Source organism: Nocardia sp. NPDC004711 (assembly GCF_053601595.1).
This window is the reverse complement of sequence record NZ_JBSGCB010000051.1, coordinates 1-14,793: the sequence shown is the minus strand read 5'-3', so window position 1 is coordinate 14,793 and position 14,793 is coordinate 1. Positions and strand designations below refer to the sequence as shown.

16 protein-coding genes are annotated in these 14,793 nt (G+C 67.3%); 11 read left to right on the top strand and 5 right to left on the bottom strand.

Annotated features, from left to right (window positions below; all coding sequences use genetic code 11):
- The first annotated feature begins 4 nt into the window (after positions 1 to 4).
- Both ACWEKS_RS37435 and ACWEKS_RS37430 read left to right on the top strand, forming a co-directional pair.
- Complete coding sequence (locus ACWEKS_RS37435; RefSeq protein WP_452344478.1) at positions 5 to 1,219, top strand: FAD-dependent monooxygenase; 1,215 nt, start codon at positions 5 to 7, stop codon at positions 1,217 to 1,219.
- Between the two features lie 188 nt (positions 1,220 to 1,407).
- Positions 1,408 to 1,980, top strand: coding sequence for a methyltransferase family protein (locus ACWEKS_RS37430; RefSeq protein WP_452344477.1), 573 nt, complete (start codon positions 1,408 to 1,410; stop codon positions 1,978 to 1,980).
- 2 nt (positions 1,981 to 1,982) lie between these two features.
- Here ACWEKS_RS37430 and ACWEKS_RS37425 read toward each other — a convergent pair whose 3' ends face one another.
- Positions 1,983 to 2,825: an SCO6745 family protein gene (locus tag ACWEKS_RS37425; RefSeq protein WP_452344476.1), complete on the bottom strand. Its 843-nt coding sequence runs from the start codon at positions 2,823 to 2,825 to the stop codon at positions 1,983 to 1,985.
- 250 nt (positions 2,826 to 3,075) lie between these two features.
- Here ACWEKS_RS37425 and ACWEKS_RS37420 point away from each other — a divergent pair, with 250 nt between their 5' ends.
- The 5 genes from ACWEKS_RS37420 to ACWEKS_RS37400 all read left to right on the top strand — a co-directional run bounded on the left by ACWEKS_RS37420 (position 3,076) and on the right by ACWEKS_RS37400 (position 8,211).
- Positions 3,076 to 4,590 (top strand): APC family permease, encoded by a 1,515-nt coding sequence (locus ACWEKS_RS37420; RefSeq protein ID WP_452344475.1) that lies wholly within the window; start codon positions 3,076 to 3,078, stop codon positions 4,588 to 4,590.
- Positions 4,591 to 4,603: 13 nt separating this feature from the next.
- Positions 4,604 to 5,992 (top strand): purine-cytosine permease family protein, encoded by a 1,389-nt coding sequence (locus ACWEKS_RS37415; RefSeq protein WP_452344474.1) that lies wholly within the window; start codon positions 4,604 to 4,606, stop codon positions 5,990 to 5,992.
- Positions 5,993 to 5,997: 5 nt separating this feature from the next.
- Entirely contained in the window at positions 5,998 to 6,447 is a 450-nt protein-coding gene (locus tag ACWEKS_RS37410; RefSeq protein WP_354851255.1) for a nucleoside deaminase, read from the top strand.
- On the top strand, positions 6,444 to 7,403 hold the full coding sequence (locus ACWEKS_RS37405; protein ID WP_452344473.1) for an isopenicillin N synthase family dioxygenase: 960 nt from the start codon (positions 6,444 to 6,446) through the stop codon (positions 7,401 to 7,403). Before ACWEKS_RS37410 ends, ACWEKS_RS37405 begins: the two co-directional genes overlap by 4 nt.
- Before the next feature lie 130 nt (positions 7,404 to 7,533).
- Positions 7,534 to 8,211, top strand: a complete 678-nt coding sequence (locus ACWEKS_RS37400) for an NADPH-dependent F420 reductase (RefSeq protein ID WP_364624018.1) — start codon at positions 7,534 to 7,536, stop codon at positions 8,209 to 8,211.
- A 77-nt stretch (positions 8,212 to 8,288) separates the two neighbouring features.
- On the opposite strand, the gene ACWEKS_RS37395 is transcribed toward ACWEKS_RS37400, so the two are convergent.
- Complete coding sequence (locus tag ACWEKS_RS37395) at positions 8,289 to 8,651, bottom strand: DUF4189 domain-containing protein (RefSeq protein ID WP_452344472.1); 363 nt, start codon at positions 8,649 to 8,651, stop codon at positions 8,289 to 8,291.
- Positions 8,652 to 9,192: 541 nt separating this feature from the next.
- On the bottom strand, positions 9,193 to 9,591 hold the full coding sequence (locus ACWEKS_RS37390) for a PPOX class F420-dependent oxidoreductase (protein ID WP_452344471.1): 399 nt from the start codon (positions 9,589 to 9,591) through the stop codon (positions 9,193 to 9,195).
- Positions 9,592 to 9,947: 356 nt separating this feature from the next.
- Between ACWEKS_RS37390 and ACWEKS_RS37385 the strand changes: the two genes are divergently transcribed.
- Together ACWEKS_RS37385 and ACWEKS_RS37380 are read left to right on the top strand one after the other, a co-directional pair.
- On the top strand, positions 9,948 to 10,142 hold the full coding sequence (locus ACWEKS_RS37385; protein ID WP_452344470.1) for a hypothetical protein: 195 nt from the start codon (positions 9,948 to 9,950) through the stop codon (positions 10,140 to 10,142).
- A gap of 43 nt (positions 10,143 to 10,185) precedes the next feature.
- Entirely contained in the window at positions 10,186 to 10,389 is a 204-nt protein-coding gene (locus ACWEKS_RS37380; protein ID WP_452344469.1) for a DUF5988 family protein, read from the top strand.
- Positions 10,390 to 10,604: 215 nt separating this feature from the next.
- On the opposite strand, the gene ACWEKS_RS37375 is transcribed toward ACWEKS_RS37380, so the two are convergent.
- Positions 10,605 to 11,291, bottom strand: a complete 687-nt coding sequence (locus ACWEKS_RS37375) for a TetR/AcrR family transcriptional regulator (RefSeq protein WP_452344468.1) — start codon at positions 11,289 to 11,291, stop codon at positions 10,605 to 10,607.
- Between the two features lie 35 nt (positions 11,292 to 11,326).
- Here ACWEKS_RS37375 and ACWEKS_RS37370 point away from each other — a divergent pair, with 35 nt between their 5' ends.
- Entirely contained in the window at positions 11,327 to 12,700 is a 1,374-nt protein-coding gene (locus ACWEKS_RS37370; RefSeq protein ID WP_452344467.1) for an FAD-dependent monooxygenase, read from the top strand.
- 222 nt (positions 12,701 to 12,922) lie between these two features.
- Here ACWEKS_RS37370 and ACWEKS_RS37365 read toward each other — a convergent pair whose 3' ends face one another.
- Positions 12,923 to 13,798: an NmrA/HSCARG family protein gene (locus ACWEKS_RS37365; RefSeq protein WP_452344466.1), complete on the bottom strand. Its 876-nt coding sequence runs from the start codon at positions 13,796 to 13,798 to the stop codon at positions 12,923 to 12,925.
- A 105-nt stretch (positions 13,799 to 13,903) separates the two neighbouring features.
- On the opposite strand from ACWEKS_RS37365, the gene ACWEKS_RS37360 reads away from it, so the two are divergent.
- Positions 13,904 to 14,485, top strand: coding sequence for a TetR/AcrR family transcriptional regulator (locus ACWEKS_RS37360; RefSeq protein WP_452344465.1), 582 nt, complete (start codon positions 13,904 to 13,906; stop codon positions 14,483 to 14,485).
- Positions 14,486 to 14,793: the final 308 nt, after the last annotated feature.

Sequence of the window (14,793 nt, the reverse complement as noted above, 5' to 3'; positions counted from 1 at the left end):
TGACATGACCAGCACACAACAGTTCGCCAACAAGACCGTCCTCATCTCCGGCGCCAGCGTCGCCGGCCCGGCCCTCGCCTTCTGGCTGAAGAAGTACGGCTTCACCGTCACCGTCGTGGAGCAGGCCCCGGCCCTGCGCGAGGGCGGGTACAAGGTCGATATCCGCGGCGTGGCAATGGAAGTCGTGGAGCGGATGGGGCTCACCGACGAGATCCGCAAGGCCTCCACCGATATGCGCGGCGGTGCGTGGGTGGACGCGACCGGCAAGGCGATCGCCACCCTCGGACCGGACCTGATCGGCATGCGTTCGCCCGGCGACGACGAGGTGCTGCGCGGCGACCTGGCGCGCATCCTGTTCGACGCCGGCAAGAGCGGCGTCGACTACCGGTTCGGCGACGCCATCACCGAGCTGATCGAGCACGCGGACGGCGTCGAGGTGCACTTCCGCCACGCGGCTCCCCAGGTGTTCGACCTGGTGATCGGCGCGGACGGCATGCATTCGACGGTGCGCCGCAGCGTCTTCGGCGCGGAGGAGCAGTTCGCCCGGCACACCGGCATGGCGGCCTGCGTCATCTCGGTGCCGAACTACCTGGACCTCGATCACTGGGAGCTCATCCACGCCGCCCCCGGCAAGGTCGTGCAGGTGTACAGCACGCAGCGCTCGGCGGCCAAGGCGCAGTTCATCTTTCCCGCCCCCGAGCAGCTGCCGGACCGCCGCGACACCGCCGCACAGCAGCGGCTGGTGGCCGAGGCCTTCGCCGGCGGCGGCTGGGAGACCTCGACCCTGCTCGACGCCATGCCGGACTCGCCGGACTTCTACTTCGACACGGTGAGCCAGATCCACCTGGAGCGCTGGTCCTCGGGCCGCGTCGCGCTGGTCGGCGACGCCGCCTACTGCCCGTCCCCGCTGTCCGGGCAGGGCACCAGCATGGCCCTGGTCGGCGCGTACGTACTGGCCGGTGAGCTGCGCGCCGCCGCCGGCGACCACCGCGTCGCCTTCGCCGCCTACCAGCAGCGCATGCGTACGTACGTCGACGAGAACCTGACCCTCGGCTGGAACAACGCCACCCAGATGGTCGCCGCCGACGCCCGTGCCCTGCGCATGCAGATGACCATGCTGCGCATGCTGCGCTGGATGCCGTGGAAGGGCATGGCCCTGCGTCCGATCATGAAGCCGATCGAGAAGGCCGCCAATGCCATTCGACTCGAGCGGTACTGATCGGGGCGCGGTGTCGGCATCGAGCGGGGCGCGGTGTCGGCATCGAGCGGGGCGCGGTGTCGGCATCGAGCGGGGCGCGGTGTCAGCATCGAGTCTGATCCGGGGCGGTCAGGGTTCATTCTCCGGGTGGATCCCTGATGCGGGCCGATCCCGTTTGATGGTTATCTCGAACCGGAAGGGAGTCCGACGTGACCATCGCCGTGTACACCACCTGGGCGTGGATGGCATTCGAGATCGCGCTGCGGGTGCGGGATCGCATGCGCGGCACCGGCTCCACCGCCGGGGACGGCCACACCAGGCTCCTCATCTTCGTGCTGGTGGCCGCCGCCATGACGGTCGCCAGCTTCGCCGGAATCCTCCTCCCGGCCGACAGCCCGCTGCGTTTTCCCGGCCCGGTCCTGCCGTGGCAGATCCTCGGCGTCGCCCTCATGTGGCTGGGCCTGGTCGTGCGAGCCTGGGCGATCGCGGTGCTGGGCAAGCACTTTCGCACCACCGTCGAGGTGGACCAGGACCAGCCGGTCATCAGCACCGGCCCCTACCGCTGGATCCGGCACCCCTCCTACACCGGCATCCTGCTGCTGACGCTGGGCTTCGGCCTGGCCGCCGGCAACTACGTGTCCCTGCTGCTCACCACCGTGGTCCCGGTCTACGCGTTCCTGCGCCGGATCACGCTCGAGGAGAAGACACTGGTGGCGACCCTGGGCGCGCCCTACGAGACCTATCGCCTCACGACCAAGCGCCTGGTCCCCGGCGTCTGGTGACCTCAGGCGGGGTCGGCGCCCATTGGGTTCGGGTAGGGGACCTCGCCGCTGCGGACCACGGCGCGGGCGGCCGGCGTGAGAGCGGACAGCATTTCGAGGATGCCCGGGACGCCGCGGTAGGCGGTCATGGCCAGGGCATCGGTGCGGGCCTCGACGTGTGCGCGCAGGGCGCGCCCGGCCTCGGTGATGCCCTCGGCGTTGAGCACGCCGCGGTCGGTGAGCCGCTCTCGCGCTGCCTTCCAATCGGTTTCGCTCCAGCCGCGATTGTCGCGCCACAGCTGCGCGGGGGTGCCGGTGGACGCCGAGAACAGTACGTGCGCCTCGCAGCCGTCGATGCCCTCGCTCAGCAGGCACGCCACGTGGCCGTCGCCGCGGTGTTCGCGCAGCGCCGTGACCGCCTGCCAGAGGGCGTGGACGGGGTCGTCCGGGGTGGGCAGGTCGCGATTGGCGGCGAAGAGCGGGCGGCCCGCCGCCGGCGCGGTGGCGATGGCCTGCTGCAGGCGCGGGACGGCGCGGGCGGCGATGTCGGTGATATCGGGCACGACGGCGCGCAGGACCGCGGCCGCGGCGATGGTGCGGGTGGCGATGATCGCGTCCGGTGCGGCGAAACCCCAGGCATCCGGAATGGCCCGCCGGACCATGGCCGGATGGAAGTTGTAGAAGGTCGCCTCCACGACCGACGGTCCGACCGCGCCGAGCGGGGCGGAGCGCGACGCGAAGTAGCCCATCCAGAAGCCGCGCAGGCCAACGGCTTTGTTGGCGGCGATGCAGTCGGCTGCGAAATAGGTGACGGCGTGCAAGGGCTCCAGCACGCGCCACACCTCGCGGGCGAGGTCGTTGTCCATGTACCAACCCTAGTGGCTGAATTCAGCTAACTGAAGCCAGATTGGTGACGCGATCCGCCGCGGTGAGCGAATCGACATGGCTGTGCGCCATACGAACCGTAAAGCACCGGACCGGGTTTCCGGCTGACTGTAAGAATAGTGACCTGAGTCACTCCTTTGGTTTCTGCCGGTAACTCCGATTCATATCCAGGCAACATTCCAGCCCGAACATTCCTCGCAGGTCAGTCGACCAAGATTGAGGAGCTTCACCATGGAATCGAGTGCACCAACCGTACTTTCCGGGGGATCGGACACATCCGCAGCGGGAGTGTCGCGGCTCAAACCCAATGTGGTCGGTCTGCTCGGCGTGGTGTTCATGGCCGTCGCGACGGCCGCGCCCATCACCGCCATGACCGGCAATGTGCCGTTCATGATGTCGGCCGGCAGCGGAATCGGCACGCCCGCGGCGTTTTTGATCGCCATGGTGGTGCTGGCCATCTTCACCGTCGGCTACACCACCATGGCCAAGCACATCACCACCACCGGTGCGTTCTACGGATTCATCTCCTACGGACTGGGCCGCACCGCTGGCCTGTCGGCCGGGCTGCTGGCCACCTTCGCCTACATGGTGTTCGAGCCGTCGCTGATCGGCATCTTCTCCAGCTTCGCGCACAACACCGTCTCCGATCAGGTGGGCGTGAACATTCCGTGGTGGGTGTTCGCCATCCTGATGCTGGTGATCAACGGCCTGGGTACCTGGTTCGGCGTCGCCGTGGCCGAGCGGCTGCTCATCGTGCTGCTGGTCACCGAGGTGACCGTGCTGACGGTCATGGGCCTGTCGGTACTGCTGCACGGCGGCGGGCCGGACGGGTTGTCGCTGGCCCCGATCAATCCGGTCAACGCCTTCCACGGTGCGTCCGCGGGCCTGGGACTGTTCTTCGCCTTCTGGTCGTGGGTCGGATTCGAATCCACCGCCATCTACGGTGAGGAATCCAAGGATCCGAAGCGAATCATCCCGCGCGCCACCATGATCGCCGTCCTCGGTGTCGGCGTGTTCTACCTGTTCATCTCCTGGATGACCATCTCCGGCAACGGGCAGGGCAGGGCGATGGAACTGGCCGCCTCCGACAATCCGATGAATCTCTTCTTCGCACCCACCGAACGCTATGTCGGGCACTGGGCCGTGGACACCATGCAGTGGCTCATGGTCACCGGTTCGCTGGCCTGCGGCATGGCCTTCCACAACTGCGCCTCCCGCTACCTCTACGCGCTCGGCCGCGAGGACGTGATTCCGGCCTTGCAGCGGACGATCGGGAAGACCCACCCGCAGAACGGATCCCCGTACATCGCCGGTCTGGTGCAGACCGTCTTCTCGGCCGTGCTGGTGCTGGCCTTCGGCCTCGCGGGCAAGGACCCCTATGCGAGCCTCTACACGCTGATGGCGGTGCTCGGCACCATGGCGATCCTGATCGTGCAGGCCGTGTGCTCCTTCGCGGTCATCGCCTACTTCCGCAACCACCACCCCGAAACCCGGCACTGGTTCCGGACTCTGGTGGCCCCGCTGGTGGGCGGCGTGGCCATGATCGGCGTGGTGCTGCTGCTGGTCCTCAATATGGACACCGCGGCCGGAAGCGAGGCCGGGTCGCTGATTCTGAAGGCGACGCCGTACCTGGTGGCCGCGGTGGCCATCGCCGGTATCGGCTACGCCCTGTACCTCAAGCGCACCGACCCCGGCCGCTACGCGCTGCTGGGCCGGACCGTGCTGGAAGAGTCCCACGAGCGCTGAGAGGCGGAAAGCCATGACCGACACCGAGATCCGTCCTGCCTACGGCGACCGCGTGATAGCCGTCGAGCCCGGCGGCGACGACTACATCCCCGAGGAAGCCCGGCACGGTACGCCGCGAAAACTGTTCTGGACGTGGATGTCTCCGAACATGGAGTTCGCCACCGTCTTCGTGGGCGTGCTCGCCGTCACCGCGTACGGCATGAACTTCTGGCAGGCGAGCCTGGGCATCGTCGTGGGTACCGGGCTGGGCGCGGCAGCCCACTACCTGCTGTCGGCGCGCGGGCCCCTGCACGGTGTCCCGCAAATGGTGATGGGGCGCTTGGCCTTCGGCTATCGCGGCAACACCCTGCCCGCCGCGTTCATGTCGGTCATGTGCGGAGTCGGCTGGTTCGCCACCAACTCGGTCAGCGGCGCGTTCGCGCTGAATTCCCTGACCGGCATGCCGAAACTGACCGCGCTGCTGGTGATCGTGGTGGTGCAGACCGCCTTCGCCTTCTTCGGCCACAACCTGGTGCAGGCGGTGGAACGCATCGCCTTCCCACTGCTGGCCATCGTGTTCGCCATTGTCACCGTGGTGATCTTCAGCAAGGCCTCGCTGGGCGCGCCCGCACCGGCCGGGGGTGTGGGCGGCATGGGCGGCTTCCTGCTCACCGTCGGCACCGCCTTCGGTTACGGCGCGGGCTGGAATCCCTACGCGGCGGACTACTCCCGCTATCTGCCCGCGACGGTGTCCCGGGCCGCGACCGGTGCGTACGCCTCGGCGGGCCTGTTCATCTCCTGTGTCTGGCTGGAGGTGGTCGGTGCGGCCTCGGCGACCGTGGCGAGCACCGCGCAGGGCAGCCCCACCGATGTGTTCACCGCCAACCTGCCCAAGCTGCTGGCGGACCTGACCCTGCTGGCCATCGCGGTGGGCGCGGTGGCCGCCAATGCGCTCAATGTCTACTCGGGCGCAATGGCTTTCGTGACCATGGGCTTCACGTTCTCGGTGCGCACGCAGCGGGCGCTGGTGTCGGCGGCCTTCGGCGTGATCGGGTTCCTGGTCGCCTGGTGGGCGCTGCCGGACGCGGCGGCCAGCTACGAGGGCTTCCTGCTCATCGTCGCGTATTGGATCGGTCCGTGGCTGGGTGTGGTGTTCGCCGACGAGTACCTGCGTCGCGGTCAGCGCATCGACCATCTGCTCTACGACCGCGCCCACCGCAACTGGGCCGGCGTGGCGGCGTTCCTGGCCGGGATGGTGGTGTCGGTGCTGCTGTTCTCCAATCAGGAGAAGTTCGTCGGCTTCGTCGCCAAGGCGGTGCCGCAGCTGGGCGACATCACCTTCTTCGTCGGCTTCGTGCTCTCCGGCGCGGCCTATCTGATCGTGAACCGGTCCCGGATCGCTCGCGCCGCGGTGGCAGCATGATCGGCATGATCAACGCACAGGATCTGCTGGTCACCGCCTATGACGAGGCGCAACTCGGGCTGCGGGAAGGCGGGATACCGATCGGGGCGGCCCTGTTCGACAGTGCCGGCAACCTGCTCGGCCGCGGCCACAACCGCCGCGTCCAGAACGACGATCCCAGCGTGCACGCCGAGACCGACGCCTTCCGCAATGCCGGCCGCCGCCGCGACTACCGCGACACCATCATGGTCACCACCCTGTCCCCGTGCTGGTATTGCAGCGGCCTGGTCCGCCAGTTCGGCATCGGCGCGGTCATCGTGGGGGAATCGCGCACCTTCACCGGCGGCCACGACTGGCTTGCCGCACACGGGGTTTCCATCACCGTGCTCGACGACCCGGCCTGTGTGGACATGATGACCCGCTTCATCGCGGAACGGCCCGAACTCTGGAACGAGGACATAGGAGTGGCGGAATGACCCCCATAGCGACCGTCGACCTGGACCGCTGGCGCGAAGGCGGCGAGACCGCGGCCACGGTGCTGCGCGAGGTGGACGCGGGCATGCAGCGCGCCGGATTCCTCCTGGTGCGCGGACACGGTGTGCCGCACGGGCTTCCGGCCGACCTGCGGGCGGCGGCCCGGCGCTTCTTCGCGCTCCCGACCGAGGTGAAACAGCGGTATGCGGTCTCCGTCGGCGGGCGCGGCTGGATCGGTCCCGGTCTCGAGGCCAACGGCTACGCCGAGGGCACCGAGACCCCGCCGGACCTCAAGGAGACCTTCGCGATCGGCGCGGACACCCGCACCGGCGACGCCCTGATCGACACCGTGTGGTTCCTCGACAATGTGTGGCCCGAGGAGGTGGGCGAGCTGCGCGAGCTGTTCCTCGCCTACACCGCGGCCATGCGCACCCTCTCCGACGAACTGCTCGCGCTCTTCGCCGCCGCACTCGACCTGCCGCACAACCCCTTCGAGGGCCTGGCGAGCCGTCCGACCTGGACCTGCAATATCAACCGGTACCCGCCGCTGGCCGAGGTCGGCCCGCCCGAACCCGGCCAGTTCCGCATCGGTCCGCACACCGACTTCGGCACCGTCACCGTCCTCGACCGCGAACCCGGCGCGGGCGGATTGCAGGTCTACACCGAGGACGGCGGCTGGGCGGACGCGCCCTACGACCCGTCCGCCCTGACCGTGAACATCGGTGACCTGCTGGCCTACTGGAGCGGCCAGCGCTGGCCCGCGGGCCGCCACCGCGTACTCCCGCCCCAGGCGTCCGCACCCGACGAGGACCTGGTGTCGCTCATCTACTTCTACGAACTCGACCACGACGCCCGGGTGACGCCCCTCGAGCCGCCCATCGGCCGGGTCTCCGGCCTGGCGCCGGTCGTCTCCGCCGAGTTCCTGCGCACCCGCCTCGACGCCATCACCCTCGGCTGAGACCACCCGGCGAGCTCCCACGGCCGTCGCGTGCCGGCGGCCGTGGGTGCGACCTGGGGACCCGCCCACCGGGTGACCGCCGGCGGATCTCGCGGGAACATTGCCCGCCGCGACCGCGTTACCAGCGGGCATGACGACGCTCGGATTGATCGGAAGCGGAAATATCGGCGGCACCCTGGCCCGGCTGGCCGTGGCCGCGGGAATCGATGTGGTGCTGAGCAATTCACGAGGGCCGGAGAGCCTGGCGGAGCTGGTGGCCGAACTGGGGGAGCGGGCCCGTGCCGCGACCCCGGCCGAGGCGGCCGCCGCGGGAGACATCGTGGTGGTGACGGTACCGCTCAAGGCATATCAGCAGGTACCGGCCGATCCGCTGGTCGGCAAGGTGGTCATCGACACCAATAACTACTATCCCGGCCGCGACGGCGAATTCGCCGACCTGGACGCGGGTGTGGCCACCAGTTCCGAACTGCTGCAACGGCATCTGCCGCGCTCACGGGTCGTGAAGGCGTTCAACAACATCCTGTTCAAGCATCTGGCCGTGCTGGCCCGCCCCGCCGGGGCGGCAGATCGCACCGCGCTGCCCATCGCCGGTGACGATACCGCGGCGAAAACCGCTGCGGCGGAACTGATCAGCAGGCTCGGCTACGACACCGTCGATATCGGCTCGCTCGCCGACAGCTGGCGCACGCAACCCGAAACCCCCGTCTACGGCACGCCCTACGCCGTCGCCGCGCCGTTCTGGGAGAACGAGGCGGCCCCCGCCGATGCGGAGACGGTGCGCAAGGCGGTCGAAGCCGCCGAACGCTGAAGCTCCTGAAAGGGGCTCCAGCGCGAGGACTCCAGGGTCGGCCGACCATGTCAGGGCGGTCGTCCGGCCCCGGTGGGTCAGTCGTTGCAGATGGCCGTGCGCACCAGGTAGGAGTCGGAGTACCACTTGGCGGAGTTCTCGGCGTCGGCCGGCGTCGCGCCGTAGCCGCCGGTGTACTTGTTCATCGAATCCGAGAAGGCCACCGCGCCGCAGCCGGTGAAGGTGGTGACGGTCGAGCAGCTCGCCTTGGCGCACTTGTCGATGGCGGCCTGGCTCGCCGAGTCCTCGGTGTCGTAGTTCCAGGACCAGCCCAGGTCGCCGTAGTCGGACACCGCGATCGCGCCCCACGAGCCGGAGGCAGCCTGGGCCGGGGCCGCGGGCAGCACCGCGGCGGCGGTGGCGAAGGCGAGGCCGGACAGGGCGAACAGAGTCTTGCGCATGTTGTTCCTTGCGTTGATCGAACTGGCGCGCGCATCCCGGGGTGGGGTGCGCGCGCCGCTGTCGAGTCAAGATCGGCGGGCTTCGAAGACGCGTTAACCGGCAAGTGGTTGGGGCACAGCGTGTCCGGGGTCGAGCGGACGGCGGAAGCGGGGGTTTCTTCACCAGCAAGTCCGATGCCCGAACGGAGCCCCTTGCGGAGGACCCCTCCTGAGCGGGTTAATTGGTGTTCGAGCATTCCGCCCCCGCCGGGTCGACTTGTCCAGCGGTCCGAGCGCAATCGAGTGCACTCGGCGAGGTCGTCCGGTACCAGTACAGCGGAGGTTGCCATGACCAAGAAATCGAGTGCACTGACAACAGCCCTAGCGATTGCATCCATCATCACTGCCGGTGCGGGCGTGGCCACAGCCGAACCGGCACCTGCCCCCGTAGCGGAGCAACGGTCCGAAGCCATGGCCGGCTATTCCGCTCTACCCTGCTTACCCTGGATCCTTCCGCCCGCCGTCAACGTCGGAGCGTTCTTGATCTGTCTTGTGTGATGTCCTACTCGGCGCGGCGACTGATGAAGTCGAAGGATCCGCCGTCGATGCCCCAGGAGATGATCCGTTCGGGGTGAATGCGGATGACCGCGCGTTCCTGGGGCTGGAACGGCGGCTCCTCGTCATCGAGCGCCTCGGCCGTGCCGCGTACCTCGATGCCGCGAATCACGTATGGGTCCAAGGAAACCTGTTGGTCGATGACGAACGACACCCGGCTGCCCGCCTCGACATTGCGAAACTTTCGACTGGCACGCATCCGCATGCCCCCGATGTCGATCGTGCCGTCGGCGTTCACCCGATAGCTGGTCGGGTTGTTCTGCACAACGCCGTCGGGCGACACCGTCGCCAGCCGACCGATCCCGGCCTCCGCGAGGAACTGCTGTTCGTTGATGGTGAAGGTCATGTCATTACTCCTCGGTGAATTCGATATCAGGTGTGCCGCGGCGATCAGCCGGAAGTTGTCGGGTGCGGGAACCGCAAGCTGTCGCCTGCCCGTCCCGCGCGTCTTGCGACGGCGGTTCATCGGGACCGCGACATCGCGGGGATGGGCTACCTGCTCTGAGATCAGAACAGAATCAGCGCGGCGCACAGTCCGGCAATGGCAATGAACGGGTGATCATGAGCATTTCGGCTTCCCCTTCCTGATGTCTAGCATAGCTAGAAACTGGAGCAACGGTAACATCTACGTCAGCGACTTGTCTAGCGTTGCTAGACTTCAGATCGCTACCCCGGGATCGCGCTCGAATCAGCAAGCTGCACATGCCCGTTCTGGCCGAGCGGACGCTGTCGCCCGGCAAGCCGGTCACCGAACGCTGGCAGATCGCCGGCCTGCTGGTTCCGCTGGGGCTCATCGCGGTCCCGGTCCTCGTCGACCGGGGTTGCGGGCAGCCTGACCGCGTCGGGGTCGGCGATCGACGGCGCCTGTTCCGTTGCCCCACTTTTGCCGTTAACTGATCGATAGAATGCCGCTGAGCTGGTCAATCAACGAAAGGAGCGCATGATGTCGGCGAAGTGTTTCATCGAAGGCGGACCAGATGACATGCCCACGCGAATCGTCCCGATCACGCCGCCCGGTTTCGAGGTGAAGATCGAGCGTCGTGCCGGCTACGAACATTACAAAAGCACCCCAAGGTTCGCCGAGACCGCCGAGGGGCGGCTGCCTGTGTACGAGTGGTTCGAACGAACCGAGATTGCGGAGTAGATAAAACCGGCGCGACCGTTTGCTCACCCAAGGCGTGAGCAAACGTCCGGTCGTGCCTGCATACCGCACTGACCGAACCCGTCAGCGCGGTGCATCGGAAAATCAACGGGCAGAGCGTCGTACGACCGCCGGCCAGTGCGCGCTCATGGCGAATGCAGTGTGTCGCGTAGGTGTGGTTCCCCGTTCGGGCGGGATCGGCCTCGGTGCATTCGTGATCACTCGGCCGTCTGCTGAGAGTCAGCGATCCCGGTGAGGATGCGGCGCAAACCGTACGAGAACTGTTCGGCCGGGCTCAGATCGGCGGATTCGGTCATGCGCGAAACCCGGGGATATGCGCCGCTTTCGATGATCTTGCGCATGTAGGGGGCGACGGCGGCGCGCCACTCATCCTCGGTCTGACCGGTGCGCCGCTGGGTTTCTTTCTCGGCGAGCTCGCGTATGACCGCGCCGCGCACGTAGTCCCTGATCAGCCCGACGGCCGAGGCCGCGTCGGCGATGTCGGAGGTCAGTGGGGCGGCTGCGGTGAGGGCGTGTTCCAGGCCGTGCAGCCAGTTGGGGCCGAGCGATGGCCGGGTGGCCAGAAGCGGGGCGAGCCACGGGTGCCGTAGCCAAAGCTCGCGCTCATGGTGGGCGTACGCCTCGAGGTCGGCGCGCCAGTCTCCCGTCAGCGGCACGTGGTCGCCCTGTACCGCATCGGCCATGAGGTCGAGCAGGTCGTCGCGGCTGTCCACGTAGCGGTAGAGCGAGGTCGTGCCGGTCGACAGCTCGGTGGCGACGCGGCGCATCGACAGCGCGTCGAGCCCCTCGGCGTCGGCGATGGCGACGGACGCGTCCACGATGCGCTCGACGCTCAGGGCCTGCCTTTTCGACCGGTACGGCTCACGTTCCCAGATAAGCGACATGGACAGGAGTCTACAGACGTGGATACAGTGTTCCCATGAACGGGAACACTGTGCCCACTGATGTTTTGATCGTCGGCGGCGGATCCGTCGGGCTGATGCTCGCGGTGCTGTTGCGCCACCACGGCGTCAAGCCCCTCGTCGTCGAGGAGAAGCCGGAGCTGTCGCCCCACCCCAGGGCCACCGGCATCGGGTCGCGGTCGGTGGAGATCCTGCGCGAAGTCGGCCTGGATCACGCGGTCAACGAGGCTGCGGTCGACTTGCGGGCCGGGAAGATCAGAGGGCACACGCTCTCCGAGGCCGACTTCACCGAAAGCGCTGAGTGGAAGGCGAAAACCGCGGCCGAGCTCACCTACACGCCGGCCCGGATCCGCGGCACCTGCGCACAGAACCGGCTCGACCGCGTACTGATCACCAGGGCGGGCGACGTGGAGTTCGGCGTGGCGCTCGACTCGTTCGAGCAGGATTCCGGCGGCGTCACGGCGACCCTGTCCGACGGGCGTGTTGTGCGGGCGCGCTATCTGGTGGCCGCCGACGGTGTGCGCAGCCGGGTTCGGGAGGTCCTCGGCATCGGCCTCACCGGTCCCGGTGTGCTCGGTCAGGAGACGACGAGTGTCCTGTTCGATGCTGATCTGCGTCCGCGTAAGCCGTTCGCAATGTGCAATATCGAGCATCCGGACGCGACCGGCCTGCTGGTGACCGTCGACGGCGTACGCGAGTGGGTGTTCCTCACCCGCCTCGACACCGAGCCGACTCCCGACCTCATTCGCACCGCGCTCGGCGACCCGTCGATCGAGGTGGAGATCCGCAGCGTGCTGAGGTTCCGGGGGCGCGGCCAGGTGGCCGATCGGCTTTCCGTCGGGCGGGTCTTCCTGGTGGGCGACGCAGCGCACGCGATCCCCCCACTGGGCGCGTTCGGGTTGAACGCCGGGATCGCAGACGCGCACAATCTGGCGTGGAAGCTCGCGCATGTACTGCGCGGTGACGCCGGACCCGAGCTGCTGGAGACGTATCACGCGGAACGCCATCCGGTGGCCCTCATGACGATGGAGCAGGCGCGCCTGCGGTTCAACGATCCGTCCCTGCACTGGGGAAAGGACATGGCAGAGGCGCGCAAGGCAGCGGGGGCGATCAACGCACCAGTGGTGCACATGGGCTATCGCTACGGCGGCGCGGAGCTCCCCTCCACCGAGGATGTCGCCCTCGACCTCGACGGGTCGCCGGGATCCCGTCTGCCGCATATGTGGGTGGCCGACGGGGTGTCCACACTGGATCTCGTCGGATCGCAGTGGTGCGTACTCACGGCCGATCCCGACGTGGAGGCCGACGTTCCGGTGCACCTCGTAGACGGCTGGCCGTACGGCACGGTGCTGGTCCGCCCTGACGGTTTCGTGAGCCGTTCGTACGGCTAACGCGCCCTGTGCTGTCGCAGCCCGCGCGGTTCGAACCGGCCGGCAGCGTCTCGAAGATCAACGGGCAGAGCGCCATACAGCCGCCGGCCGTCCGCGCTCATGCCGAGTTCAGTGCATTCGATCGCTATCCGTTGTTCCCACAGCGTTGTGCGCGCATGTTAGAGCCTTCGGCCATCGCCTGACAGCGGAAGATCAACCCGATGAGGTCATTTCGGGCTGCGGTCAGGGTCGCGGATCGACCAGTGGTTGGATCAGTTCCGCTCCCCGGCGTTGCAGCCAGTTCCGCATAGTCAGCAATCCTGGGTGCAGCGAACGCAGTTCATCGATGTCGACATAGGGAACGCTGCCGTCCCCACTGTTGAACAACTCGTAGGCGTGGGCGAACCCTTCGTTGATACTGCGTAGTTCCTCGATCGAGCGTTGGATATAGGGAACTTCCCTGCCGACCACGGCACTGACATGTGCGGCGACCTCGGGAGGCGTCAAGACGTCACCGACCAGCTCCAGCGTCCGGCCTTGATAGTTGTCCGGGTTCCGCAACGCCAGTGCGGTGAAAGCGCCGATGTCATCGAGCGCGATGAACTGCTGGCGTACATGGGGAGCCGCAGCGGTCCGCAGCGCACCGTCGCGAATCCCGACGGTGGCCGACTGCGTGATCAGGTTCTCCATGAACGAACTCGGTCGCAACACTGTGGCCGAGATACCTGACGCGGCGATGTACTGTTCGATCTCCCATTTGGCCGACTGGCCACCGCGATCGGCACCCAGACCCGAGCTGTAAACCAAATGCCGCACTCCATGTTTCACGGCCGCATCGGTGATCGCCCTGCCTGCCTTAACCTCGTCCTGCTCCGGAGACAGCGGTCCGGGGTGCACGCTGTATACGCCGTAGGTGCCCTCGACGCAGCGATCAATCGTTGCGAGATCCTCCAACGAGCCCGCCACGACCTCCACGCCTGCATCGGCCAAACGTCGAGCTTCGCTGCTGTCGGGACGGCGAGTCAACGCGCGCACTCGCCAGCCGTCGGCGAGCAGCCGGGACGCGACCGCGCCTCCCTGCTGTCCGGTCGCGCCAGTGACGAATACAACCTGGTCCATCGCTGTCCTCCCCAAATCGAAGTCATAAAACCGGAGAAATATCTCCGGTTAGGGAGCATACGGAGAGAGTTCTCCGCTTCGCAAGATCGGAGTTACCATCGACCGATGAGTGGCCAGGCCGAACCGACCAGCAAACCGTTACGCGCGGACGCTCGCCGCAACCGTGACCAGGTATTGGCCGTCGCCCGCGAGATACTGGCGGCCGAGGGCGGCTCCGTCTCTTTCGACGAGATCGCGCGCCGCGCCGGGGTTGGTGTCGGCACCGTGTACCGGCATTTCCCCACTCGCACCGCATTGTTCGAATCGATCGTGGTCGGCCGTGTCCAGGAGTTCACCGAACGAGCACGCACACTGGCCGCCGACGACACCGCGGCAGGCGGGGCATTCGATGGCTATTTCGCCTACCTGGTCGGCGAGATCGCGCACAACCAGGCGCTGTGCGAAGCCCTCGACCACGGCACCAGATCCGCACTCGCGATACCCGACCAGTTATATGACGAGTTCAATCGATCGTTCGAAGACGTTCTCGCACAGGCGAAAAAGGCAGGGACGGTAAGAGCGGACGTCGACGGCACCGACGTGCTCGATCTGCTCATCGGAACCGCGACAGCGGTCCGCCGCGCTCAACCACGCGGCTCCGCGAACCAGCTGATCACACTCGTGCTCGACGGGCTCCATACCCGATAACCGACCACCACGCAGTGTCGGCGGATCGCGCGCTTGCGGCGAGTCCGCTCGAACTTACTGGGCTATTGAGCGATGCCCCGCGCAATCTGATGAACGCACTATTCTGGCCGGGACCCGGCCCTGACACCAGTCTTAAGTAGCGGCATACCGCGCTGACCGAACCGGCCAGCGCGGTACCGCCGGCGGCGAGATCGACGGCGGCCCAGAGACATCCGCTCATGGCTCCCCTTTATGTCAAGACCGGGATGTGGGTGTGGGGTTAGCCTGGTTGGTGGGTCCGGGATGTGGCTTGTCCGAAGGATCGGGTG

Bases quoted from the DNA above. Each gene is read 5' to 3' on its own strand.
- ACWEKS_RS37425 (WP_452344476.1), bottom strand. From the start codon at position 2,825: ATGGACAACGACCTCGCCCGCGAGGTGTGGCGCGTGCTGGAGCCCTTG.
- ACWEKS_RS37370 (WP_452344467.1), top strand. From the start codon at position 11,327: ATGAACGGGAACACTGTGCCCACTGATGTTTTGATCGTCGGCGGCGGA.
- ACWEKS_RS37415 (WP_452344474.1), top strand. From the start codon at position 4,604: ATGACCGACACCGAGATCCGTCCTGCCTACGGCGACCGCGTGATAGCC.
- ACWEKS_RS37435 (WP_452344478.1), top strand. From the start codon at position 5: ATGACCAGCACACAACAGTTCGCCAACAAGACCGTCCTCATCTCCGGC.
- ACWEKS_RS37410 (WP_354851255.1), top strand. From the start codon at position 5,998: ATGATCAACGCACAGGATCTGCTGGTCACCGCCTATGACGAGGCGCAA.
- ACWEKS_RS37405 (WP_452344473.1), top strand. From the start codon at position 6,444: ATGACCCCCATAGCGACCGTCGACCTGGACCGCTGGCGCGAAGGCGGC.
- ACWEKS_RS37385 (WP_452344470.1), top strand. From the start codon at position 9,948: ATGCCCGTTCTGGCCGAGCGGACGCTGTCGCCCGGCAAGCCGGTCACC.
- ACWEKS_RS37360 (WP_452344465.1), top strand. From the start codon at position 13,904: ATGAGTGGCCAGGCCGAACCGACCAGCAAACCGTTACGCGCGGACGCT.
- ACWEKS_RS37395 (WP_452344472.1), bottom strand. From the start codon at position 8,651: ATGCGCAAGACTCTGTTCGCCCTGTCCGGCCTCGCCTTCGCCACCGCC.
- ACWEKS_RS37390 (WP_452344471.1), bottom strand. From the start codon at position 9,591: ATGACCTTCACCATCAACGAACAGCAGTTCCTCGCGGAGGCCGGGATC.
- ACWEKS_RS37420 (WP_452344475.1), top strand. From the start codon at position 3,076: ATGGAATCGAGTGCACCAACCGTACTTTCCGGGGGATCGGACACATCC.
- ACWEKS_RS37365 (WP_452344466.1), bottom strand. From the start codon at position 13,798: ATGGACCAGGTTGTATTCGTCACTGGCGCGACCGGACAGCAGGGAGGC.
- ACWEKS_RS37375 (WP_452344468.1), bottom strand. From the start codon at position 11,291: ATGTCGCTTATCTGGGAACGTGAGCCGTACCGGTCGAAAAGGCAGGCC.
- ACWEKS_RS37380 (WP_452344469.1), top strand. From the start codon at position 10,186: ATGATGTCGGCGAAGTGTTTCATCGAAGGCGGACCAGATGACATGCCC.
- ACWEKS_RS37400 (WP_364624018.1), top strand. From the start codon at position 7,534: ATGACGACGCTCGGATTGATCGGAAGCGGAAATATCGGCGGCACCCTG.